This is a genomic window from Pseudoduganella flava (assembly GCF_007830495.1).
GTDB classification, from domain to species: Bacteria; Pseudomonadota; Gammaproteobacteria; order Burkholderiales; family Burkholderiaceae_D; genus Rugamonas; species Rugamonas flava.
Genome location: NZ_VLKW01000003.1, coordinates 483,376 through 504,567, shown reverse-complemented (window position 1 = coordinate 504,567; position 21,192 = coordinate 483,376). Strand labels below are relative to the sequence as shown.

Here is a 21,192-nt window from a genome sequence, read left to right as displayed (position 1 = left end):
GCATGAGCGGCTGGGACCTGCTGATCACGAACGTGCACCTGGCCACGCTGGCCGAAGGTACAGGCTATGGCGAAATCCGTGACGGTGCCATCGCGGTCAGGGACGGCCGCATCGCCTGGCTCGGTCCGGCCGCGGACGCGCCGGCGCACGGCGCTGCCAACGAGGAACGCGATGGCGGCGGCGCCTGGCTGACGCCGGGGCTCGTCGACTGCCACACGCACATCGTCCACGCCGGCAACCGCAGCGACGAATTCGAAGCGCGCCTGAACGGCGCCACCTACGAGGACATCGCCCGCGCCGGCGGCGGCATCATGTCCACCGTGCGCGCCACACGCGCCGCGAGCGAGGAAGCGCTGCTGCGCCAGAGCGTGCCGCGCATCGCCGCGCTGCTGGCCGAAGGCGTCACCACGCTGGAGATCAAGTCCGGCTATGGCCTCGACCTGGCATCGGAAGCGAAGATGCTGCGCGTGGCGCGCCGCGTGGCGGACGTGCTGCCGGTGCGTGTCGCCACCACTTTCCTCGGTGCGCACGCGCTGCCGCCAGATTACGCAGGGCGGGCGGACGAGTACATCGATGCCGTCTGCGCGATGATTGCGCCGCTGGCCGAGGAAGGCCTCGTCGATGCTGTCGATGCGTTCTGCGAGCGCATTGGTTTTACGCCGGCCCAGACGGAGCGTGTGTTCGACGCGGCCCGCCAGCATGGCCTGCCGGTGAAGCTGCACGCGGAGCAGCTGTCCGACCAGCGCGGCGCCGAGCTGGTTGCGCGGTATGGCGGGCTGTCGGCCGATCACCTGGAGCACCTGTCCGATGCGGGCATCGCCGCGATGAAAGTGGCCGGCACGGTGGCCGTGCTGCTGCCGGGTGCGTACTACTTCCTGCGCGACACCACGCCGCCGCCCATCGCGAAACTGCGCGCGGCCGGCGTGCCGATGGCGGTCGCCACCGACAACAACCCCGGCACGTCGCCGCTGACGTCCTTGCTGCTGGCGCTGAACATGGCGTGCACGCTGTGGCGCCTGACGCCGCAGGAAGCGCTGCGCGGTGCGACGGTGCACGCGGCCCGTGCGCTGGGCCTGGCCGGCGAGATCGGCACGCTGGAGGTGGGCAAGCGGGCCGACTTCGCGCTGTGGCGCATCGCCCGGCCGGCGGACCTGTGCTACGCGATCGGCTTCAATCCTTGCTGCGCGGTCGTCAACGGCGGGAAGTGGCGCGCGCCGCTGGTCGCCGCGTGAGGGGGCTCGTCGCGGCGCTGCTGCCGCTGCTGCTCCTTCTGCTGATTACCGCGGCGGCCAGGGCGGATGACGGTGTACGGGATGACGGCGTACTGCGTGTCGGCTCGAAGCGTTTCACGGAATCGTACATCCTCGCCGAAGTGATCGCGCAGACGGCCGCGCCGCACGTGAAGGTCGAGCACCGCCAGGGCCTCGGCAACACGGCGATCGTGCTGGCCGCGCTGAAGAACGGCGCGATCGACGTCTATCCGGAATACGTGGGCACGATCGACCAGGAGATCCTGCGTCACACACAACCTTCAAGCCTCGAGCAGATCCGCCGCGAGCTGGCCGCGCAGGGCCTGGGTGTCGCGGTGCCGCTCGGCTTCAACAACACCTATGCGCTGGCCGTGCGCGGCGATGCGCAGCTGCGCACCTTGTCCGACCTGGCGCGCCAGCCGGAACTGCATTTCGGCCTGTCGCACGAATTCATCGGCCGCGCCGACGGCTGGCCGGGCCTGGCGCGCCGCTATGCGCTGCCGCAGCAGCCGCGCGGCCTGGATCACGGCATCGCCTACGAAGCGCTGGCGGCGCGGCAGGTGGACGTGATCGACATCTATTCGACGGACGCGAAGATCGCCCGCTACGGCCTGACGGTGCTGCGCGACGACCGCGCCTACTTTCCCCGCTACGACGCGGTGCTGCTGTACCGCCTCGACGCGCCGCAAAGATTCCCCGCAGCGTGGCGCGCGATCGCTCAGCTGGAAGGGCGGATCGGCGAGCGCGACATGATCGCGATGAACGCGGCCGCGGAACTGGACGGGCAGCCGTTCGCGCAGGTGGCGCGGCAGTGGTTGCAGAGCAAGGGACAAGGCGGGGCGCAGGCGCCCACGGCACCGCAGCGCACCACCTTGGCCGGCGCGCTGTTCGGCGCCGACTTCGCCAGGCTGACGGGCCAGCACGTGCTGCTGGTGGTGCTGTCCGTGCTGCTCGCGTGCGTGGCCGGCATCCCGCTCGGCATCGTCGCCGCGTTCAAGCCGCCGCTGCGCCAACCGGTGCTGGCGCTGACGGGCATGCTGCAGACGGTGCCGTCGCTGGCGCTGCTGGCGATCCTGATACCGCTGTTGGGGACGATCGGCACGGTGCCGGCGCTGATCGCATTGTTCGTGTATGCATTGCTGCCCGTCGTGCGCAATACGTGCACGGGCATGCTGGGCGTGCCGGCCGGCCTGCGCCAGGCCGCGCTGGCGCTCGGACTGACGCCGGGCCAGCGCCTGCGCCACGTCGACCTGCCGCTCGCGATGCCCGTGATCCTGGCCGGCGTGAAGACGGCCGCCGTGACCAGCGTGGGCACGGCGACGATCGCCGCGTTCATCGGGGCCGGCGGCTACGGCGAGCGGATCACGACGGGCCTCGCGTTGAACGACAACACGCTGCTGCTGGCGGGCGCGCTGCCCGCCGCCGCGCTGGCGCTGTTGACGCAAGGCTTGTTTGAATTGGTGGAGCGGCGCTTTACCGTCCTGCAACGCATGTAAGCAAGCGCTGACAGCAGGTAAGCATTTGTAAAAGGCAGTCGAACGGTCGAGCGGGAGGACTATATTGAATCCGTTGATTCATCTCCCCTCCCAACTAACACTGGGTTCCAGTCCACGCCGTTCGCGGCGTGGATTTTTTTCAGCCTTTGGCGAGCGCCGTCAGCGCGTCGCCGGTGACACGGCAGATGCGCCAGTCCGGCAGCACCGTCGCACCCATCTTCTCGTAGAACGCGATCGCATTGGCGTTCCAGTCCAGCACCGACCACTCGAAGCGGCCGCACTGGCGTTCGACGGCCAGGGCGGCCAGCGCCGCCAGCATCTCTTTGCCATAGCCCTTGCCGCGGCGGCTCTGCTTCACGTACAGGTCTTCCAGGTACAGGCCCTTGCGGCACAGGAAGGTGGAGAAGTTATGGAAGAACAGCGCGAACGTCACGACTTCGCCATTGTCCTCTTCGCCGACGATCGCCTCGCACGAAGGCCGCGCACCGAACAGCGCATCGTGCAGCAGCGGCGATTCGGCAACGACCATGTGTTCGAGTTTTTCAAAGACGGCCAGTTCGCGGATCATCGCGAAGATGGCGGCAACGTCGTCGGGGCGGGCAGGGCGGATCGTCAGTGCGGTCATGAGGCTTTCTTCAACAAGTCAAGTTCGGGTTCGAGCGCACGCGGCGCAGGCGCCGGCCGTGCCGGCCCTGCCAGTGCCCAGGCAACGCTGGACAGGCACAGTAGCATGCCCACGCATTCGATGACGCCTGGCCGGAAGTTTTCGAGGCGGATCGACAACAGCACGGAGATCACGGGCGTGACGACGCCGATGTAGACGGCCTTGCCCGAGCCGATCCGGTCGATCAGCGTGAAGTAGCACGCGAACGCGATGACGGAGCCGAAGAAGGCCAGGTACAGCAGGCCGGCCCAGTAGCGCGGCGCCGTCGGCAGCACGAAGCGCTGGCCCGAAACGATGGTCCACAGGGCCACGAGCAGCGCGCCCCACAGCATGCCCCACGCCATCGTCAGCAACACATTGGACGACTGCTCGCGCACCTTCACCACCATCACGTTGCCCGCCGAGCTGGCGACCGTCGCAACGAGCGCCGTGACGAGGCCGAGCAGGAAGTGCCCTTCGCCGCCGGCAAGGATCTCGCGCACGGCGTGGCCGATCGATTGCGAGAACAGCAGGATCACGCCGACGACGGCCACGCTGCCGGCCGCCCACGTGCGCCACGACAGCGGCGTGCCGAGGACCAGGCGGTTCAAGATCGGGTTCCAGAACACCATCAGCGCGAACAGCACGGCGACCAGCGCCGACACGAGGTATTGCTCGGACGTGTAAGTGCAGATGTAGCTGAGGCCGAACGTGGCGCAGCCCTGCGCGATCGTCCAGCATTGCGCGCGCCACGGCAGGCGCAGGCGGTCGCCGCGCAGTTTGCACCACGCGAACAGCACAGCCGACGCCAGCGCGAAACGGTAGACGACGGAGGCGGCGGGCGGCACGTCGCCCAACTGCAAGGTGATGGCCCAGAACGTGGAACCCCAGATCAGGCAGGCGATGACGAAGAGAACGGGAGAAGGCATCGCCGCAGTATACGTGGCTTTGCCGAGCTTGCCCTAGAGCATCTTGCTGTTGAGCACCGTTGCTGTCACGCCCGCGCAACTTGATTCGTCTCAATCGGTACGACAGTTGATCGAACTTTGCCAATTCGGCAATTAAGATGCAAAGACTTCTCTGAAAGGACAGGCGATGAACAGGACTTTGCAATGGAAGGTGGCGTCGCTGCTGGGCTACGTGGCCGTGCTGATGATGACGCTCGTGATGGGCAGCGACGGCGAGCTGCCGGTGATTCTGCGGCTCGCCGCGCCGTTGTGAGCGCCCGGCCGGTAGGCCTCAGTAGGCGAGATGGAACCGGCGGTACAGGAAACTCAGCACGAACAGCGGCCCGATCAGCAGGAAGCGCAGGTCGTCCAGGAACGACGGCTTCTTCCCCTCGATCATGTGGCCGATGAACTGGCCCGCCCAGGCCAGCACGAAGATCACGATACACAGCGGCAGCACGGCGATCGGCGGCAGCGCCGCGATAATCCCCAGCATCACCAGCGCCATCACGAGCATCCCGGCCGCGAACGGCCGCGACAGCTTCCAGTAATACGCCAGGCTGGCCACGACTACCGCCACGGCCAGCAGCGGATGCACCCACCACAGCATACCGAGCAGCGACAGCACGATGACGGGCACGCAGATGAAATGGATCAACTCGTTGGTCGGATTCCGGTGGCTTTCGCTGTATTGCGCCAGCAGGATGTCGATGGTGCGGGAGTGTGGTTCCACGTTCGCCTCCGCTATTGTGGGTTCTTGTCGAGTCGGGTGCCTGCCGATTCTACCCGCAGCCGCTACAATTTGGCGCATGGTCACACCTTCCGCAACGCTGACGGGCCTGGCTCCCGTCCTCGACACCAACACCCGCATCCTCGTCCTCGGCAGCTTTCCCGGCGCGGCATCGCTGGCCGCCCAGCAGTACTACGCCCATCCGCGCAATCATTTCTGGCGCCTCGTGTCGGCGCTGGTCGGCGAGGACCTGGCGGCGCTGCCGTATGCCGACCGGCTACCCCGGGTGCTGGCGCATGGCATCGGGTTATGGGATGTACTGGGAGCGTGCGAGCGGGAAGGGAGCCTCGACTCGGCGATCCGCAATCCCGCCGCCAATGATTTCGAACGGCTGCGGCTGCTGTGCCCGCGACTCGAGGTAGTCGGGTTCAATGGGCAGGCGTCCGGCAAGTTCGCGCCGCAGTTCGCCGAGCGTGGGTATCGGACGGTGGTGTTGCCGTCGTCGTCGCCGGCGAATGCGGGGATGACGTTCGAGGGGAAGCTGGAGACGTGGCGGCGCTTGACCGGCTGATGGGGCTCGTCAGAGCCTTGCCAGATCCAGCACAGCGCCGAAGTTACGGACCAGACCACCGATTACCATCAACAGCGCGAGGCCGGGCCAGATGCGCGACCCTTCGTATCGTGTTCCAGCGTTCCACAGCGCTTTCACCAATAAAAATTGATAACACACGAATAGCGCGCCGAGCCAGAAGGCGAGCGTAGCGGAAGAGGCATGGCGGATCGCTATCCCAACGATGCCCGTCGGTACGGCAGCGCCAAGCCAGTACGTCTTCGCAAGCCCGAATTCGCCGCGCACGAATTTTTCGAAGAATCCTCGAGTTGGCGTGTGGCTTTCCTGTTGCGCTTGAGCAAATTTGTCTTCGGCCGTGTCCATGGTCATTCGTCTCGTTTTTCTTACCGTGAAAGAAGCAGTATAGGCGGCGGGCTCCGCTTGATACGGGCTCAGGAACCAGCGCGAGCAGCTTGCCCGGCCGCCGCCGCTAACGCCTTGTCCGGGTGCTTGCGAAATTCGTCCAGGTAGCCCCAGTACACCAGTTTCCCGCCCTCGAAGGCGATCAGGTAGCGGTCCGTTTGCAGGCCGTTGTTCATCTGGTACTGGTAGAACTGGAAGGCGCGCCCATCCGCCTGTGCGTGGAGAACACCGGCGGGCGGTAGCTTGAGCAGGGCGACAACTTCCGTTGGAGTCAGCCCCTTGTCCAGGGCCGCCAGTTGGGATTGATGAATCCGAGGTGCGCCGCATGCGCAGAGGGCCGCAACGGCGGCGAGCGAGAGGATCAGCTTACGCATCGGTTATTTCGTCCGCATCTTTTGTTCCCAGGCCTTTTTCAGGTCGGGCATCACGGACGCGACCCTATCGTCCGGGCTCTTGCTCAACTCTTCGATCGTCCCCCAGCCGAGCAGTTTCAACGAAGGCTGTTCTTGCACGACCACATATTGCGACAGGACCGGAACGGTGACGAAGATCGGAATGCACGTCGGTGTACAGACCATCGTCGAGGTCTGCGTGGAGCCCGTCTGCAGCGAAAAATGACGAGCGCGGTACTGCCGGGCATGCGATTCGAAATCGTATTCGGCCGACACGGTTGCCTTGCCGAAGATGCTGTTCAGCTGATCGGGCGTCGTATCAGCGCCGATGCGGCCGATCTGGTCGCGCTGCAGGGGGACGTTGGCCGCGCAGCCCGCCAACAGGAGGGCTGCGAGAGAAACCGGAAGGAGTATCTTGAACATGGATGCGAACGCAGTGGAAACTGGCGAGAATATACACTGTTGATGTATTGAGGAAACTATCCAAATCTCACCTGCCCAGTAAAACATGTAAGGTACGTAAAATCTGTGTCCACACAGCCACGCGTCGAAAGGACGTTATAACGGATTTGTGCGCCGCACAAAGAACCTGTGCTATACTCCTTCCTGTCGATGAGATCCCAAACGATCCCACCGACCCCTCCGGGCGACGCGAACAGGCAGGTGTAAGGCCGTGACGCGATGAGATGTCCACGAGGGTTGTCATTCCAGACTTTGTCGGATTACACGTCGGCCGCACCGTGCAGATAGCGCGGGCGCCCCGAAGTTTCGCACCACGCAGATAGCATGGGCTGAAACCGCGAATGAAGCATTTGGTATCACATTGAAACGAAGCCCGCAGTAGCGGGCTTTTTTTTCACCGATTCGTCCTCACCTGCAGTACTCGCCCCGATCCGCGGGCACCTCACGAAAGGGAATATGGCTAAAGAAGAGCTGATTGAAATGAATGGTCTCGTCACGGAAATCTTGCCGGAAATGCGCTTCCGCGTCGACCTCGACAATGGTCACCAACTGGTGGCTTACACTTCCGGCAAAATGAAGAAAAACCACATCCGTATCATCGCTGGCGACCGGGTCACGCTGGAGATGTCACCTTACGACCTGAACAAGGGCCGCATCACGTTCCGCCACCTCGAGAAGCGCGGACCGGCTCCCACGAACCAGTACCAGCGCCGCCGCTGACGGCGCGCCTGCCGGCGACACCGCGCGCATCGCACCAAGACATGCGCACGGTCGCCGGTGCCAACCCCGACTGCCGGGAATCCCTGGCACGACAAGCCTGAGCGAAGCGTCAAGCTGACGGTCTCGAGCGCCGGCTTGCGCGCCGCCCGCACGCACGGCGATCGGCTATCATCGCGGGCACCATGCGCGCTGCCAACCACGCCAGACACCACGAACGCATCAGCCGCTTCCTGTCGCTGATCCTGCGCCATGCGCCGGACACGATCGGGCTGGCGCTGGACGGCAACGGCTGGGCCGACGTGGCCGAACTGCTGGAGAAGGCCGCGCGGCACGGCACGCCGCTCACCCTCGACCTGTTGCGCGACGTCGTCGCGACGAACGACAAGCAGCGCTTCGCATTCAGCGACGACGGCTTGCGCATTCGCGCGAGCCAGGGCCATTCGCTGCGCTCTGTCGACCTGGCGCTGCAGCCGCAAACGCCGCCGGACGTGCTGTACCACGGCACCGCCAGCCGCTTCGTCACGTCGATCCGCCAAGCCGGTCTGCGCCCCGGTGCGCGGCGGCACGTGCACCTGTCCACCGATATCGATACGGCCGTAAAGGTCGGCACGCGCTATGGCGTTCCGGTCGTGCTGACGATCCAGGCGGCAGCGATGCATGCGCTGGGCCACCTGTTCTACCGGGCCGACAACGGCGTGTGGCTGACGGATGCCGTGCCCGCGCGCTTCATCGCATTTCCCATTTCGCGAGCGTGAGCGACGGCCGTCCACGAGGCGGCCTCATGTACGATTTTCCTTCCATCCGGGGAGGCGGCCGATAAACTGTCAGCTGAACCGTAAGCCCCGCCAGCCATGAACATTCACGACCTGATCACGCCCGCCACGCTGCGCAACTTGGCCGGGAATGCCTCCTTCACGCGCGGCGAGGAATACGTCGCAGCCGGCGCCGTGCGCAAGCTCGATTGCGCGGGTGACCGCATCAGGGCCACCGTGCAGGGCTCCACCGATTACGACGTGTGCGTGTGGGTGCGCGACAAGGCGCTGCATTTCGCATGCAGCTGCCCGCACGCGGCGCAGCGCTCCACTTACTGCAAGCACTTTGTCGCCGTGGGGCTCGCCGCGATCGGTGCCCCGACAGCGATGCCGGCGCAGCCCGCGCCGGTGCGCAAGCGCACGAGGAAAAGTGCGGCCGACGAGGATTGGATCGAGCTCGACCGCTATCTGCGTGGCCTGGATGCCGACACGTTGGCCGACCTGCTGCTGCGGGCCGCCCGCGACGACCGGCGCCTGTACGCGGCGCTGGTCGCGCAATCCACGCCGCGCGAATTCGACGAGGCGTACGTGCGCAAACTGATCGACGAGGTGACGGACCTGCCCGAATGGGTGCCGCAGCACGAGGCCGGGGAATGCGGGCGCGCGATCGAGCGGATGCTCGGCAAGCTCGAGCAACTGCGCACGCCGGCTACCGCGCCGGCGCTCGTCGGCCTGCTCGAATACGCGTTCGAGCGTGTCGAGGACGCGTTGGAACGTGTCGACGATTCCGGCGGCGAGGTCGGCGATCTACTGCTCCAGATCGGCCGCGCGCACCGGGACGCCTGCACGCTGGCCCGTCCCGATCCGGTCGTGCTGGCCGAGCGCCTGTTCGAACTGGCGGTACGTTCGGGCATGGGCTTGTGGGACTTCAGCCCGGACAACTATGCGCAGGCGCTTGGCGAAGCGGGGCGGCAGCGCTATCGCGAAGTGGCCATGGCCGCCTGGCGCAAGTTGCCGCTGCGCGGCCGGGATGCGCGGGCGGATGCCATCGTGCACGTGATGGAAGCGCTGGCCGCCGACGACATCGACCTGAAGGTGCAGGTGCTGTCGCGCGATCTCGGCACGCTTTATCGCTACCGGGTGATCGCCAGCGCGCTGTGGGACGCAGGCCGCGGCGCCGAGGCGGTCGAGTGGGTGCGGCGCGGCATGCGCGCGTTTCCGCTCGATCGCGACTGGGGCCTGTGCGACATCCTCGTCGCCGATCACCTGGCGCACGGGCGCGGTGAGCAGGCCATCGATATCCGGCTGGAGCAACTGGAGGTCGGACCGACGCTGCACGGGTACCAGGAGGTGGTGGCCGCAGCGCAGGCGGCGGGCCAATGGCCGGCCGCACGCAAGCGGGCGTGGCAGGCGGTCGAGCGTTACGTGAAGCGACGGGAAACGGAGTCACGCACGGTGCATGTGGAAATCGCACTGTGGGAGAACGATATCGACCTGGCGTGGCAACACGCGCTTGCCGGCCACTGCGAGGCGGAGCCGTTGCAGCGGCTTGCCGAGGCACTGGAGCCCATCTGGCCGGACGATGCGTTCGCCTGCTACCGCCGCCTCATTCGCCTGGCGATGGAACAGCGTCTGGACATCATGCAGCCCGTGTACGCGAGCGCGTTCGGTTACGTGCAGCGCATCCTGGCCCTGCTGGCGTCGATGGGGCGCGCCGACGAAGGCGCGCAATACGTCCAGTTCCTGCGCAACGAATACCAGCGCAAGCGCAACTTCATCAAGCTGCTGGACTCGCTGCCTTGATCGCGCCGCCCTGGCCGCGCTGCCGAACTACGTTGTCGGATTTACGTTGCCCGATTACGTTGCTCGATAACGCCGTCTCGGCCTATGCCGCGGTCGGCGTATCGTCCGGCAGCGGCTGCGCCAAGGTGAACTGCAGCGTCAGGAATTGCGCGATCTTCTGCTGCGTGGCGGGCAGGTAAGGGATGTTCATGTGGTCCGAGGCGGGGATCGTCTCGTCCAGGTGCACGCGCGTGAGCTTCGCCACCAGCTGGTCCGTGTGGGCATGCGGCACCACGTCGTCCGTCGCGGCGCGCAGCACATACGTTGGTGCGGACAGCAGCGACGCATACTTGATCGATTCGAAGCGGTGCCGCAGCAGGTAGCTGACGGGCACGCCCTTGAAGCGGCGTTGCGCCAGCGCGAGGATCGAATCGTACGGCGTGATCAGCACCACCGACTGCGCCGGCCTTTCCTTCGCCACCTGCACGGCCACGCCGGAACCGAGGCTGCGGCCGACGACGGCCACCCGTTTCGGGTCGACGTTGCGGCGCCCGCATAGCCAGTCGAACAGCATGCAGCCATCCTCGACCATGTGCTCCTCGCCCGGCTCGCCGCGTGAGTCGCCATAGCCGCGGTAATTCATCGCCAGCACGGCCATGCCGGGGAACAAGGTGCCGGCATCGCGCACGACCCACGACACTTCCTCGGAGCGGCCGCCGAAGTAGACGACGGCCGGGTGGGGCCCCGGCATGTTCGGCGTCATCAGCCAGCCGGCCAGGCGCGTGCCGTCGTTGGCGCGCAGCACGACGGCGCGCGTGCGGTGGCCGCTGCTGCGCGGGCTTTGCACCTCGCGGATCAGGGTAGGGTTGAACAACAGCTTGCGCTGCCCGGCGGCGATCATCGACACCATGCCGGCCCACAGCAAGCCGACCGCGCCGACGGTGGCTGCGACTTTTCTCGATGTACTCATGAGGCCAGTCTACCGCCAAACCCGGCGGCGCGGCGCGCACGCTGTTGCGTTTCCGGTATAACCGTTGCTGGCCGGGCTCAATGACGCGTTGTGTGAGCCGCCGGATTGGGCTGGTAGGCACGCAGGCGGTCCAGCTTGGCGGCATACAACGCGTAGTCGTCGCGCGTCGTGCTGGCCGCCATCGCCTTCGTCATGTGCTCGTTGGCGCCGGCCATGTCGCCCAGGTAGAAATCGGCGGCGGCCAGCCAGGCGTGGAATTCATGGTAGTTCGGGTCGCGTTGCAGCTCGCGCTCGAACAGGATGCGGGCGCGGCGGTAGTCGCCCAGCTGCATGGCCGTCTTGCCCAGGTTGAAGTAGTAGAACGGCGTCACCGGTTGCAGGCGCGCCAGCTTTTCACGCACCACGCGCGATTCGTCCTTGCGGCCGGCCGCGTCCAGCAGCTGCGCCAGGTTCGACAGCGCCATCGTGCTGTCCGGCTCGCGCGCCAGCGCCCAGCGCAGCGTGCGCTCGGCCATCGCCGCATCGCCATGCCGGCGATAGACGACGGCCAGCGTGTTGTACGGGTACAGCAGGTCGGGGTCGGACTGGACGGCACGGCGGGCCCACCAGTACGCGTCGTCGAGCTTGCCGCGCGCCAGCGCCTCGGCCGCGCGGTTGTTCATGAACATCGCCACCACCGTCTCGCGGCCGATCGCCTTGCCCTCGCTGGGCTTGCCTTCGGGCGGCGGCTGGAAATCGATGATCGTGTAGTTCTCGCGGTCGTAGCCGGAAAAGCCGTCGCGCAGCGCGCGGCCCAGCTTCAGGTTCACGTGGCCGCTGTTGAAATAGATCTCGCCGCTGCGGCTCCACGTGTCCTCGGTGGGCACGCTCTGGAACACGACGGGGATGTTCATCTCGTTGGCCAGCGCCGCCGTCATGATGACGAGCGACAGGCAATTGCCCTGGCGCGCCTCGAACGCCTGCGCGGCCGTGCGGGTGACGGCGGAATCGTATTCGAGCTGCAGCTGGTCGCGCTGGTACAGCGCTTCGAACAGCGCGCGGCGGATTTCCCGGCCGCGGCGGTGGCGCATCACGTCATCCGTGTAGGCCTTCATGGCAGGCGTCAGCGCGAAGATCTGGTCGGCGCTCAACTGCTCGGCGGAGGGCTGGAACAGCGCATCGGCAAACAGCTCGGCGGGCGGGGCCTGGACCTGCGGAGCCGTGGCGCAGGCCGACAGCATGAGGACGAACGCCAGCGTGGCCAGCGTCCGTACGCGACGGGACAATGAAGAGGGCAAGGAAGAGGACAAGGAAGAATACTTCATGGCATGTCTCCTTACAGGCCAGTATCCTCCCCGCCACCTCCGTTGTCAAAGCCGATTTGCAGCCGGACGCAGCCTGATTCAGCGCGCCGGCAACACCATCAATTGCAGGCCGGACGGGGTGTCTGGCGCGTGGTAGACGCGCTGCGTCGCCTTCCTGAAATCCTCCGGCTTGGCCTTGGGAATGTCGACGAACGTCTGCGGGTTCAGGTCGATCAGCGGGAACCACGAGCTCTGCACCTGCACCATGATGCGGTGGCCGCGGCGGAACGTATGCAGCACGTCGCCCAGGTGGTAGCTGACGGATTCGATCTTGCCCGGCACGAACGCTTCAGGCCGCTCGAAGCCGTTGCGGAACTTGCCGCGCAGCGGGTTGCCGCGCACCAGTTGCTGGTAGCCGGCGAGCGTCGCCTGCGGCGGCGGCACGTCCTTGCCCCGTTCGTGCTGGCCGGCGGCCGGGTACTCGTTCGGGTACACGTCGATCAACTTCACGATCCAGTCCGCATCCGTGCCGGTCGTCGACACGAACAGCTTCGGCGTCACGGGGCCGGCGATCGTCACGTCCTCTTCCAGTGGTTCCGTCTGGTAGACGAGCACGTCCGGCCGGGTCGCGGCGAAGCGCTGGTCCGACACCATGTATTCCTTCGGCACGCCGGTCGCGGGGTAGCCGATGTACGGCACCGGCTTCTTCGGATCGCTGACGTATTCGTCGTAGCCCGTGTCCAGCGCCGGCTGCGTGCCGGGCTTTTGCCAGCCCAGGCCGCCGTTGGCGCCGAAGTACAGCACGCGCGGCTTGGCCTGCTGCGGCGGCCATGCCGTGTACTGGCGCCACACGTTCGTGCCCGTCTCGAATGCCGTCACCTCGGCGATCGGCTTGGCAGGCTTGGTGCCTTTCAGGTGCTGTTCGAAGAAGGGGAACTGGATCTCCTTGCGGAAGTACTCGCTCGTCTTCGCGTCGAACTGCACCCGGCTCAGGCTCTTGCCTTCGCCGCCGGCCCAGCCGCCATGCACCCATGGGCCCACGACGAGGCCGCTGAACGTGCGCGGGTTGTTGCGCTTGATCGCGTGATACGTGGTGAACGGGCCCTGCGCATCTTCCGCGTCGTACCAGCCGCCCACCGTCAGCACGGCCGCCTTCACGTTCTTCAGGTGCTGCGCGATGTTCCGACTCTTCCAGAACTCATCGTAGCTGGTGTGCTCGATCATCGGCTGGAACAGCACGCGCTGCTTGTCCGTCAGGCTCGACGCGATGTTCGCCAACGTCAGCCGCTGCAGGAAGTAATCGTAGCCGTCCGCCACGCCGTAGTCGAAGTCGCCCCACGTCTTCGGCAGCGGCGTCGGGTTCGGCTCCTCGGTGAACGCGGCGTAGAAGTCGAAGTTCGCCGCCAGCATGAAGGCGCCGCCGTGGTAGGCGTCGTCGCCCATGTACAGGTCCGTCACCGGCGCCTGCGGCGATGCGGCCTTGATGGCCGGGTGCGAATCGATGATGCTGGCCGACGTGTAGAAGCCCGGGTAGCTGATGCCGTAGATGCCGACCTTGCCGTTATTGTTCGGCACGTTCTTCAGCAGCCATTCGACGGTGTCGTGCATGTCCGCACTCTCGTTGCCTTCGCCGGCCGCGCGCTGCGGCTTCACGTGCGGCGTCATCTCCTGCCACTTCCCTTCGGACATGAAGCGGCCCCGCACGTCCTGCTTGACGAAGATGTAGCCGGCATCCTCGAACTCCTTCGACGGGCCGATCTGCTTCGGCATGAAGTCCACGCCGTAATGCAGCTCGCCATCCGCGTTGACGCCCGCGCTGTACGGCGTGCGCTGCATCAGGAACGGGTAGCTGCGGCTGGTGTCCTTCGGCACGTAGACGGTCGTAAACAGCCGCACGCCATCGCGCATCGGGATGCGGAACTCGTACTTGGTATAGCGCTCGCGCAGCGTGTCGGGTGCCTTCTTGGCGGGGGCGTCGTCGTCGTCGAACGCCGCTGCGTGGGCGGCCTGCGCGGCGGGGAGGGCCAGCAGGATGGCCAGCAGCGGAGCCAGGGCGGCGGGGGCGAGGGCGGAAAGTCGTCGGTGCATGGTGTCCTTCATCCGGTTGTCACTTGAGCACGCAAGTGTAGCCGAATTGCCGCCCCGATTTGCCCGATCGTCAATGCAGGCGACGTGTGTCGCGCTCCGGCTGCTCTTCCACCGCCACGTCGGTGACGCCCAGCGTGGCCAGCGCATCGCGCATGTCGTCCACTTCCTGTTCGACGTCTGCCGCCGGATCGAGCGCGCGCTCGGCATCGGCCAGCAATGCGTCGTCCGCATACAATTGCACGCGCAGGACCATCTCGCCGCCTCCGTAAGCGGGCGCGATCACGGCGCGGACCGGGCCGCCGTGTGCCGCCAGCGCGGCGCCCAGCGTCGTCATCAGCGCAAGCATCGCCTGTTCGGCCAGGCCGGCGGCACGGGCGCCGAAGAACAGGTCCTGGTACAGGAAGTTCAGGGTGATGTCGCGGCCGGCCGGCGCCAGGCAGCGCGCCACCAGCGGCGCGGCCTGTTCGGTCCACTGGCGATAGCGTTCCATGCGCTCGGCGAACCACGCATCGGCGGCCGCTTCATCGTCCGGCACCGCATAGAACGGATCGTCGGCGCGCTTGACGGAGAAGCCGACGAGGAAGCGCAGCTCCACGGCCTCGTCGTCCGGACCGAACGCGGGGCCGGTCCAGCCGGCGATACTGCGCAGCATCGCGGGGGCGTCGGCCACCTTCTTGTCCACCAGCGCGGCGGCCGCTTCGCGCGCCATCGCGTGCAGCTGGCTATACGTGATGCGGCTCGCTTCGGCCGCGTCGTAGGCATGGCGCACCAGCGCCAGTTTCGCTTTCGGGCTTTCCAGGCCGGCGCTCTTCATCGATTCGAGCAAGGCATCGTAGGCGTCGTCGTCCTGGAAGCCTTCCGCTTCGACGAGGCCGCCCGTGCTGTGCACGAAGACGGGAATCGCGAACGCATCGATGTCCAGCGCGGGCGCGTTATCGCGGCGCAGCTGCACGCTGGCGGCGGCTTCCTCGATCGCCGCGCGCAGCAGCTGCCAGGCGCCGGTGTCCTCGTGGCTGGCCAGGTCCAGCGCGCCGTACAGCACGGCGTCCTTGTCCTGGGTGAGGTAACGGCGCAGCGCGCGCTGGAAATCGCGTTCCTTGTCGCGCAGCTCGCTGCCGAGGGTGTCGTTGTCTTCCTGTTCGGCCAGTTCGAGCGCCAGCGCGGACAATGCGGCGGCTTGCGCGTCGTCCTTGTCTTCGGGGACAGCGCTGGTCTTGCGGGGAGCGGGTTTCTTGTTCTTCGGCTTCGGGGGCATAGGCATGTCGATGCCCGTGCCGGGCATCAGTGTTCGATGTGGAAAGTCTCGTGCAATTCCTCGAGCAGGTCTTCCACCTCGCCGTCATCCAGGCCCAGGTGGCGGCAGGCGGGTTCGCCGCCTTTTTCCCATTCGAGGGAATTGCGGTTGCCATGGTAGCGCGCAATGCCCCGTTCGGCCAGCACCGATGCGGCGACGAGCGAGCGGATCGCATCGTCGGTGGCCTCGTCGTCCAGCACGGCGTAGTCGTGGTGGTGCAGGATCGCCCACGAGACGTCCGGCGACAGGCCCCAGTTGCGCGCCAGCAGGCAGCCGATGGCCGCGTGGTTTGTGCTGTGGCGGGCATCCTCGATCTCGGTAAAGCCGCGCTGTGCGTCGCGGGCGGCGATCGCCAGCGTGTCGTCATAGTCGGAGAAACGGTCCATCAGCAGCGGGATGCCGATGTCGCAGAACAGGCCGAACGTGTGGGCGATGTCCGGTGGGGCGATGCGCAGCCGGCGCGCCGTCAACACGAGCGCCTGGGCGCGGCGCGCGCTCGTGTCCCAGAACTGGTTCAGCGCACCGCTGTTGCCGTCGACCGCCTGGCGCGCCAGCAGCCCCGTCAGCAGTGCCGCACACTGGTTGATGCCCAGGAAGTTGATCGCCTGTTCGACGGACTTCGCTTTGCGGGTCGCGCCGAAGAACGGCGAATTGGCCAGCTTGAGCAGCGCGCCCGACATGCCGACGTCATTGCCGATGAGGCGGGCGATGCGGCGCGGCGACGGATCTTCCTCGGCCAGCTCGCGCTGCAGGTCCACCAGCAGGCTGGGCCGCGGCGGAATGCGGATCGAACGCAGCAAGGCGTCTTCTACGGTGGATTCCTCGGCGGGAGTGGCGGCTCTGATCATGATCGTGTGCGTGGGACTGCAGAAGCGTCATTATCGCCTGTTTCGTTGCGGCAAGATCAGGATGCGACGGCAAAATCTGCCTTTTTGGTGCCCAATGTTGCCGATCCACGCCGAATCGATGTTGAAATGACAGGAAAATATTGTCAGATGTGAAACTCTGCCCAGGCCGGCGCCGGCCCGCGGCGGGGCGGCGCTACAATGCGCCGATGACGACTTTTCTCGCTGGAATCGATTTCAATGCACCGTCGCATGAGGTGGCACGCCTGCTGATCGGCGTGACGGTGCTGGTCGACGGCGTCGGCGGCCGCATCGTCGAAACGGAAGCCTACGACCGAGAAGACCCCGCCTCGCACACCTACAACGGTCCGACCGCCCGCAACGCGTCGATGTTCGGCCCGCCTGCCCATGCCTATGTGTACCGCTCGTACGGCATCCATTGGTGCTTGAACTTCGTGTGCCGCGAGGAGGGCCATGGCGCCGGCGTGCTGATCCGCGCGATCGAGCCGACCCACGGTATCGACGTCATGCGGGAGCGCCGCGGCCTCGACGATCCGCGCCTGCTGTGCTCCGGCCCGGGCCGCGTCTGCCAGGCGCTGGGCATCACGCGCGAGCACAACGGCGAAGCGCTGTGGCTGCCGCCGTTCGACCTGCTGCCGCGCGCGGCCGCGCCGGACGTGGCGATCGTGTCCGGTCCCCGCATCGGCATCTCGAAGGCGATGGAGACGCCGTGGCGCTTCGGCGTGGCGCGCTCGCCGTTTCTGAGCAAGCCTTTCCGCGCCTAGCTTCCGTCATCACGCCCGCTGCCGTCCCGCCGCTTCCCGCTCCGGCTGGCGCAGCGGCAGGCCGCGCATCGGGCTGTCCGGCGCGCGCCGTTCGCCGGGCGCGGTGCCGTCGCGCTGCGGGCGTGCCGGTGCCTCCCCGGCCTCGTCGAGCTCGAACACGGCCACCGCGCGCGACAGGTTGACGGCCTGCTCCTGCAGGCTTTCCGCCGCCGCCGCGGCCTGTTCGACGAGCGCCGCGTTCTGCTGCGTCACGTCGTCGATCTGGCCCACCGCGTGGTTCACTTCAGAGATGCCCTGCGCCTGCTCGGCGCTCGCTGCGCTGATGCGGTCGATGATGTGGTTCACCTGCTGCACCGACGAGACGATGTCGCCCATGCTGCTGCCGGCCAGGCTCACCGAGGCGGCACCGTCGTCGATCGTCGCCACCGAGGCGGCGATCAGCTCCTTGATCTCCTTCGCGGCGGCCGCCGAGCGCTGCGCCAGGGTGCGCACCTCGCTGGCGACGACGGCGAAGCCGCGCCCCTGTTCGCCCGCACGCGCCGCCTCGACGGCCGCGTTCAGCGCCAGGATATTGGTCTGGAACGAGATGCTGTCGATGACGCCGATGATCTCGACGATCTTGCGCGAACTGCCGCGGATCGATTCCATCGTCGTGACGGCTTGCGCCACCGCCGTGCCGCCTTTTTCGGCCATCGTCGTCGCGGTGGCGGCCAGGCGGCACGCTTCGCGCGCGTTGTCGGCGTTCTGCCGCACCGCCGTCGTCAGGGTCGCCATCGCGCTCGCCGTTTCCTCCAGCGAGCCGGCCTGGCGTTCCGTGCGTGTGGACAGGTCCAGGTTGCCCACGGCGATCTCGTGCGACGCCGTATCGATCGACTGCACCGCGCCGCGGATCGTGCGCAGCGTGTGGTTCAGGTTCGCGATGCTCTGGTCCAGCACGCGCGCCGTTTCGGCGATCTCGTCGCGGCCCTGGTTCGGCGCGCCGGACGTCAGCCGCCCCGCGGCGAGGCTGCGCACCACGTCGGCGATCGAACGGATGTCGCGCAGCAGCGCCGCGCGCACCAGCATCGTCACGAGCAGCGATAGCGCGACCGACAGCACGCACAGCCCCGCCATCGTGATGCCGAGCTGGCGGAACTCCGCCTTCGCTTCGTCGTACGCCGCGGCCGACAGCGATTTCTCCAGCGCGGACAGGCGCGCCAGGTCTTCCTCGAGCTGCACGAACTGCCGCTCCGCCTTCTGCATCGAGTTGGTGGCGATCGACTGGTCCATCTGCGCCATCTCGATCGTTTCCAGCACGGCCTTGCGGTACGAGACCAGCGCGGCGGCGGACGCGTCGACGAGCTTGCGTTCGCCGGCATCGGACACGCGCGCCAACGCCTTGAGCTGTTCTTCGACGGCGCGATGGCGGGCGTGGATCCGCCCGGTCAGCTCGGCGAGCCGGTTGGCGGCGAAGCTGCCGTTGACCCAGGCCAGCAGCTGGTAGGTGTTGGCGTGGGCATACTTGGCCTCGCCGGCGATGTCGGCGGCGGCCTTCAGCCGCGCCGCCCGCACCTGCACGAGGTTCTCCATCGACGCGTTCTGGCGCACCATGCCGAACCAGGCGCAGGCCGTGATCGCGACCAGCAGAATCAGCACGACGCCTGGCGCCAGCAGCAGTTTGGGACCGATACGTAGTTTGTTCAGCATGACGACTCCCGCCAGGGCGTTGATGAGTGATTAGTTCTTGTAGATGCCGGCTTCGAGCACGACGTCGCCGACGCGCAGGATGTACGTCGTCTTCGGCTCGATCTTGCCGCTGACGGGGTTCTTGTACATGTAGTCGACCCAGCCCTTGCCCTTGCTGGCGGCCAGCTGGATGATCTCGCGGCGGTACACCTTGCCGCTGGCATCCGGCACGTCCGTCAGGTTCTTGCCGACGATCGAAGGATTGATCGGGTGCGCCAGCACGATGCCCGTATTGATGTCGCGCATGTCCACGTACAGCTCGCCCTGCACGAACTCGGGGTCCTTCTCGGCCAGCTTCTTCATCATCGCTTCCTTGCCGTGCGCCTTCATGAACGCGGCGCCCTTCTCGGCCATCGCGATGGCGTCCTTCTCGGTCGGTTCCGTGACGGCGAACGCGCTCGCCATTGCCAGGCAGGCCAGGCTGCCGATCAACAGTTGTTTCATGGTGTGCTCCTGTGGTTGGTCAAATACCGGAAGCCATTCTGCGCCGCTGCTGCATTCGGGAAATTGCGCTAGCGCAAGGTGTAAAAGGAAGCGACTACTCTGGACAACACGAACCTCTCAATATCTTTCCGCATGGATATTGATTATTGGCAACGCAGGTTTCGCCCGGATCACTAGCATGGGCCTTCCTTCCCTCGGAGACTCACATGAACGCCGCCAACGTACCGCAGAAATTCAAGCCCTACACGCGACAAAGCATCCGCCAGGCCCGCCAGTGGCAATGGCTGCCGCCGGACCAGCAGGAAGCCGTGCAGGTCGTGTCGCACGTGATGCCATTCCGCACCAACGAATACGTGCTCGAACACCTGATCGACTGGAGCAACGTGCCGGACGATCCGATCTATCGCCTCGTGTTCCCGCACCGCGACATGCTGCCGATCGACGAGTACCGCCAGCTGCGCGACCTCGTGATGGTCAAGCAGGACGATGCCGCGATCGCCGCGCTGGTGCACAAGATCCGCATGCGCATGAATCCCCACCCGGCCGGGCAGATGACCCACAACGTGCCGCGCGTGAACGACCATGTGCTGAAAGGCCTGCAGCACAAGTACAAGGAAACCGTGCTGTTCTTCCCCAGCTCGGGCCAGACGTGCCACGCGTACTGCACGTTCTGCTTCCGCTGGCCCCAATTCGTCGGCATGGAAGACATGAAGTTCGATGCGAAGGAAACGGACGAACTGGTGTCGTACCTGAAGTCGCACCAGGAGGTGACGGACGTCCTGATCACCGGCGGCGATCCGATGATCATGAACACCCGCTCGCTCGCGGACTTCATCGAACCGCTGCTGGCGCCCGAGCTGGCGCACATCCAGAACATCCGCATCGGCACCAAGTCCGTCGCGTACTGGCCGCAACGCTTCGTCACGGACCGCGACTCGGACGACCTGCTGCGCCTGTTCGAGAAGGTGGTCGCCAGCGGCAAGAACATGGCGATCATGGGGCACTACAACCATGCCGTGGAACTGCGCCAGGACATCGCCCAGCAAGCCGTCAAGCGCATCGTCGGCACCGGCGCCACGCTGCGCATGCAGGGCCCCCTGATCCGCCACATCAACGAAGACCCGCACAGCTGGGCCGAATTGTGGCGCACCGGCGTGCGCCTCGGCGCGATCCCGTACTACATGTTCGTCGAACGGGACACGGGGCCGCGCGAGTACTTCCAGCTGCCGCTGGCGCGTGCGCATGAGATCTTCCAGCAGGCCTACCAGATGGTGTCCGGCCTGGCCCGCACGGTGCGCGGCCCGTCGATGAGCGCGTTCCCCGGCAAGGTCGCGATCGACGGCGTCGTCACGATCAATGGCGAGAAGCTGTTCGCGCTGCAGTTCCTGCAAGCCCGCAACCCCGACTGGGTGAGGAAGCCATTCTTCGCGAAATACGATCCGCAGGCCACCTGGCTCGACCACCTGAAGCCCGCGTTCGGCAAGGACAAATTCTTTTTTGAGACTGAGACGAGCGAAACGGAGACGAGCGCGCATGCGACGCAAGAGCGCAAGGTGATCCCGATCGCCTCGGCGCGCGACTGCGCCAACCACAGCAACGCGGCGTGATGCG

22 protein-coding genes are annotated in these 21,192 nt (G+C 66.4%); 9 read left to right on the top strand and 13 right to left on the bottom strand.

Features of this window, described 5'->3' with window-relative positions:
* Positions 1-2: 2 nt before the first annotated feature.
* Together hutI and IP92_RS10430 are read left to right on the top strand one after the other, a co-directional pair.
* Positions 3-1,232, top strand: a complete 1,230-nt coding sequence (gene hutI / locus IP92_RS10435) for an imidazolonepropionase (protein WP_145874474.1) — start codon at positions 3-5, stop codon at positions 1,230-1,232.
* A 41-nt stretch (positions 1,233-1,273) separates the two neighbouring features.
* Complete coding sequence (locus tag IP92_RS10430; RefSeq protein ID WP_443094146.1) at positions 1,274-2,746, top strand: ABC transporter permease/substrate-binding protein; 1,473 nt, start codon at positions 1,274-1,276, stop codon at positions 2,744-2,746.
* A gap of 139 nt (positions 2,747-2,885) precedes the next feature.
* Here the strand turns inward: IP92_RS10430 and IP92_RS10425 are convergent, their stop codons facing one another.
* Both IP92_RS10425 and IP92_RS10420 read right to left on the bottom strand, forming a co-directional pair.
* Entirely contained in the window at positions 2,886-3,371 is a 486-nt protein-coding gene (locus IP92_RS10425; RefSeq protein ID WP_145874473.1) for a GNAT family N-acetyltransferase, read from the bottom strand.
* On the bottom strand, positions 3,368-4,318 hold the full coding sequence (locus IP92_RS10420; protein WP_145874472.1) for a DMT family transporter: 951 nt from the start codon (positions 4,316-4,318) through the stop codon (positions 3,368-3,370). Before IP92_RS10420 ends, IP92_RS10425 begins: the two co-directional genes overlap by 4 nt.
* 166 nt (positions 4,319-4,484) lie before the next feature.
* On the opposite strand from IP92_RS10420, the gene IP92_RS30640 reads away from it, so the two are divergent.
* Entirely contained in the window at positions 4,485-4,610 is a 126-nt protein-coding gene (locus IP92_RS30640) for a hypothetical protein (RefSeq protein WP_260070870.1), read from the top strand.
* An 18-nt stretch (positions 4,611-4,628) separates the two neighbouring features.
* On the opposite strand, the gene IP92_RS10415 is transcribed toward IP92_RS30640, so the two are convergent.
* Positions 4,629-5,069 (bottom strand): Mpo1 family 2-hydroxy fatty acid dioxygenase, encoded by a 441-nt coding sequence (locus tag IP92_RS10415; protein ID WP_229418715.1) that lies wholly within the window; start codon positions 5,067-5,069, stop codon positions 4,629-4,631.
* A 76-nt stretch (positions 5,070-5,145) separates the two neighbouring features.
* Between IP92_RS10415 and IP92_RS10410 the strand changes: the two genes are divergently transcribed.
* Positions 5,146-5,637: a DNA-deoxyinosine glycosylase gene (locus IP92_RS10410; protein WP_145874470.1), complete on the top strand. Its 492-nt coding sequence runs from the start codon at positions 5,146-5,148 to the stop codon at positions 5,635-5,637.
* 9 nt (positions 5,638-5,646) lie between these two features.
* Here the strand turns inward: IP92_RS10410 and IP92_RS10405 are convergent, their stop codons facing one another.
* The 3 genes from IP92_RS10405 to IP92_RS10395 all read right to left on the bottom strand — a co-directional run bounded on the left by IP92_RS10405 (position 5,647) and on the right by IP92_RS10395 (position 6,854).
* Entirely contained in the window at positions 5,647-6,006 is a 360-nt protein-coding gene (locus tag IP92_RS10405) for a hypothetical protein (RefSeq protein WP_145874469.1), read from the bottom strand.
* A gap of 62 nt (positions 6,007-6,068) precedes the next feature.
* Complete coding sequence (locus tag IP92_RS10400; RefSeq protein WP_145874468.1) at positions 6,069-6,413, bottom strand: hypothetical protein; 345 nt, start codon at positions 6,411-6,413, stop codon at positions 6,069-6,071.
* 3 nt (positions 6,414-6,416) lie between these two features.
* Positions 6,417-6,854 carry a hypothetical protein gene (locus tag IP92_RS10395; protein WP_145874467.1) on the bottom strand — a complete coding sequence of 146 codons (438 nt, stop codon included), beginning with the start codon at positions 6,852-6,854 and terminating at the stop codon, positions 6,417-6,419.
* Positions 6,855-7,349: 495 nt separating this feature from the next.
* On the opposite strand from IP92_RS10395, the gene infA reads away from it, so the two are divergent.
* From infA to IP92_RS10380, 3 genes are all read left to right on the top strand, one after another.
* A complete protein-coding gene (gene infA, locus IP92_RS10390; protein WP_145874466.1) occupies positions 7,350-7,613 on the top strand; it encodes a translation initiation factor IF-1 in 264 nt (87 codons plus the stop codon).
* Between the two features lie 182 nt (positions 7,614-7,795).
* On the top strand, positions 7,796-8,368 hold the full coding sequence (locus tag IP92_RS10385) for an RNA 2'-phosphotransferase (RefSeq protein WP_145874465.1): 573 nt from the start codon (positions 7,796-7,798) through the stop codon (positions 8,366-8,368).
* Positions 8,369-8,464: 96 nt separating this feature from the next.
* Positions 8,465-10,168 carry an SWIM zinc finger family protein gene (locus IP92_RS10380; protein ID WP_145874464.1) on the top strand — a complete coding sequence of 568 codons (1,704 nt, stop codon included), beginning with the start codon at positions 8,465-8,467 and terminating at the stop codon, positions 10,166-10,168.
* A gap of 82 nt (positions 10,169-10,250) precedes the next feature.
* Here IP92_RS10380 and IP92_RS10375 read toward each other — a convergent pair whose 3' ends face one another.
* The 5 genes from IP92_RS10375 to IP92_RS10355 all read right to left on the bottom strand — a co-directional run bounded on the left by IP92_RS10375 (position 10,251) and on the right by IP92_RS10355 (position 16,630).
* On the bottom strand, positions 10,251-11,117 hold the full coding sequence (locus tag IP92_RS10375) for an alpha/beta hydrolase (RefSeq protein ID WP_145874463.1): 867 nt from the start codon (positions 11,115-11,117) through the stop codon (positions 10,251-10,253).
* A 77-nt stretch (positions 11,118-11,194) separates the two neighbouring features.
* Positions 11,195-12,421 (bottom strand): tetratricopeptide repeat protein, encoded by a 1,227-nt coding sequence (locus IP92_RS10370; RefSeq protein ID WP_145874462.1) that lies wholly within the window; start codon positions 12,419-12,421, stop codon positions 11,195-11,197.
* Between the two features lie 78 nt (positions 12,422-12,499).
* Positions 12,500-14,488 (bottom strand): CocE/NonD family hydrolase, encoded by a 1,989-nt coding sequence (locus IP92_RS10365; protein WP_145874461.1) that lies wholly within the window; start codon positions 14,486-14,488, stop codon positions 12,500-12,502.
* A gap of 70 nt (positions 14,489-14,558) precedes the next feature.
* Entirely contained in the window at positions 14,559-15,749 is a 1,191-nt protein-coding gene (locus IP92_RS10360) for a DUF2863 family protein (protein ID WP_229418714.1), read from the bottom strand.
* A gap of 20 nt (positions 15,750-15,769) precedes the next feature.
* Complete coding sequence (locus IP92_RS10355) at positions 15,770-16,630, bottom strand: HDOD domain-containing protein (RefSeq protein ID WP_145874460.1); 861 nt, start codon at positions 16,628-16,630, stop codon at positions 15,770-15,772.
* Positions 16,631-16,836: 206 nt separating this feature from the next.
* Between IP92_RS10355 and IP92_RS10350 the strand changes: the two genes are divergently transcribed.
* On the top strand, positions 16,837-17,412 hold the full coding sequence (locus IP92_RS10350; protein WP_145874459.1) for a DNA-3-methyladenine glycosylase: 576 nt from the start codon (positions 16,837-16,839) through the stop codon (positions 17,410-17,412).
* A 9-nt stretch (positions 17,413-17,421) separates the two neighbouring features.
* Here the strand turns inward: IP92_RS10350 and IP92_RS10345 are convergent, their stop codons facing one another.
* Positions 17,422-19,098: a methyl-accepting chemotaxis protein gene (locus tag IP92_RS10345; RefSeq protein ID WP_145874458.1), complete on the bottom strand. Its 1,677-nt coding sequence runs from the start codon at positions 19,096-19,098 to the stop codon at positions 17,422-17,424.
* A 30-nt stretch (positions 19,099-19,128) separates the two neighbouring features.
* Positions 19,129-19,581 (bottom strand): cache domain-containing protein, encoded by a 453-nt coding sequence (locus IP92_RS10340; RefSeq protein ID WP_145874457.1) that lies wholly within the window; start codon positions 19,579-19,581, stop codon positions 19,129-19,131.
* Positions 19,582-19,787: 206 nt separating this feature from the next.
* Between IP92_RS10340 and IP92_RS10335 the strand changes: the two genes are divergently transcribed.
* Positions 19,788-21,188, top strand: coding sequence for a KamA family radical SAM protein (locus IP92_RS10335; protein WP_145874456.1), 1,401 nt, complete (start codon positions 19,788-19,790; stop codon positions 21,186-21,188).
* The last annotated feature ends 4 nt before the right edge of the window (positions 21,189-21,192 follow it).

What these genes read in the sequence shown, in the direction of transcription:
- hutI (WP_145874474.1), top strand. Translation starts at nt 3, where the DNA reads ATGAGCGGCTGGGACCTGCTGATCACGAACGTGCACCTGGCCACGCTG.
- IP92_RS10425 (WP_145874473.1), bottom strand. Translation starts at nt 3,371, where the DNA reads ATGACCGCACTGACGATCCGCCCTGCCCGCCCCGACGACGTTGCCGCC.
- IP92_RS10420 (WP_145874472.1), bottom strand. Translation starts at nt 4,318, where the DNA reads ATGCCTTCTCCCGTTCTCTTCGTCATCGCCTGCCTGATCTGGGGTTCC.
- IP92_RS30640 (WP_260070870.1), top strand. Translation starts at nt 4,485, where the DNA reads ATGAACAGGACTTTGCAATGGAAGGTGGCGTCGCTGCTGGGCTACGTG.
- IP92_RS10410 (WP_145874470.1), top strand. Translation starts at nt 5,146, where the DNA reads ATGGTCACACCTTCCGCAACGCTGACGGGCCTGGCTCCCGTCCTCGAC.
- IP92_RS10405 (WP_145874469.1), bottom strand. Translation starts at nt 6,006, where the DNA reads ATGACCATGGACACGGCCGAAGACAAATTTGCTCAAGCGCAACAGGAA.
- IP92_RS10400 (WP_145874468.1), bottom strand. Translation starts at nt 6,413, where the DNA reads ATGCGTAAGCTGATCCTCTCGCTCGCCGCCGTTGCGGCCCTCTGCGCA.
- IP92_RS10395 (WP_145874467.1), bottom strand. Translation starts at nt 6,854, where the DNA reads ATGTTCAAGATACTCCTTCCGGTTTCTCTCGCAGCCCTCCTGTTGGCG.
- infA (WP_145874466.1), top strand. Translation starts at nt 7,350, where the DNA reads ATGGCTAAAGAAGAGCTGATTGAAATGAATGGTCTCGTCACGGAAATC.
- IP92_RS10385 (WP_145874465.1), top strand. Translation starts at nt 7,796, where the DNA reads ATGCGCGCTGCCAACCACGCCAGACACCACGAACGCATCAGCCGCTTC.
- IP92_RS10380 (WP_145874464.1), top strand. Translation starts at nt 8,465, where the DNA reads ATGAACATTCACGACCTGATCACGCCCGCCACGCTGCGCAACTTGGCC.
- IP92_RS10375 (WP_145874463.1), bottom strand. Translation starts at nt 11,117, where the DNA reads ATGAGTACATCGAGAAAAGTCGCAGCCACCGTCGGCGCGGTCGGCTTG.
- IP92_RS10370 (WP_145874462.1), bottom strand. Translation starts at nt 12,421, where the DNA reads ATGAAGTATTCTTCCTTGTCCTCTTCCTTGCCCTCTTCATTGTCCCGT.
- IP92_RS10365 (WP_145874461.1), bottom strand. Translation starts at nt 14,488, where the DNA reads ATGCACCGACGACTTTCCGCCCTCGCCCCCGCCGCCCTGGCTCCGCTG.
- IP92_RS10360 (WP_229418714.1), bottom strand. Translation starts at nt 15,749, where the DNA reads ATGCCTATGCCCCCGAAGCCGAAGAACAAGAAACCCGCTCCCCGCAAG.
- IP92_RS10355 (WP_145874460.1), bottom strand. Translation starts at nt 16,630, where the DNA reads ATGATCAGAGCCGCCACTCCCGCCGAGGAATCCACCGTAGAAGACGCC.
- IP92_RS10350 (WP_145874459.1), top strand. Translation starts at nt 16,837, where the DNA reads ATGACGACTTTTCTCGCTGGAATCGATTTCAATGCACCGTCGCATGAG.
- IP92_RS10345 (WP_145874458.1), bottom strand. Translation starts at nt 19,098, where the DNA reads ATGCTGAACAAACTACGTATCGGTCCCAAACTGCTGCTGGCGCCAGGC.
- IP92_RS10340 (WP_145874457.1), bottom strand. Translation starts at nt 19,581, where the DNA reads ATGAAACAACTGTTGATCGGCAGCCTGGCCTGCCTGGCAATGGCGAGC.
- IP92_RS10335 (WP_145874456.1), top strand. Translation starts at nt 19,788, where the DNA reads ATGAACGCCGCCAACGTACCGCAGAAATTCAAGCCCTACACGCGACAA.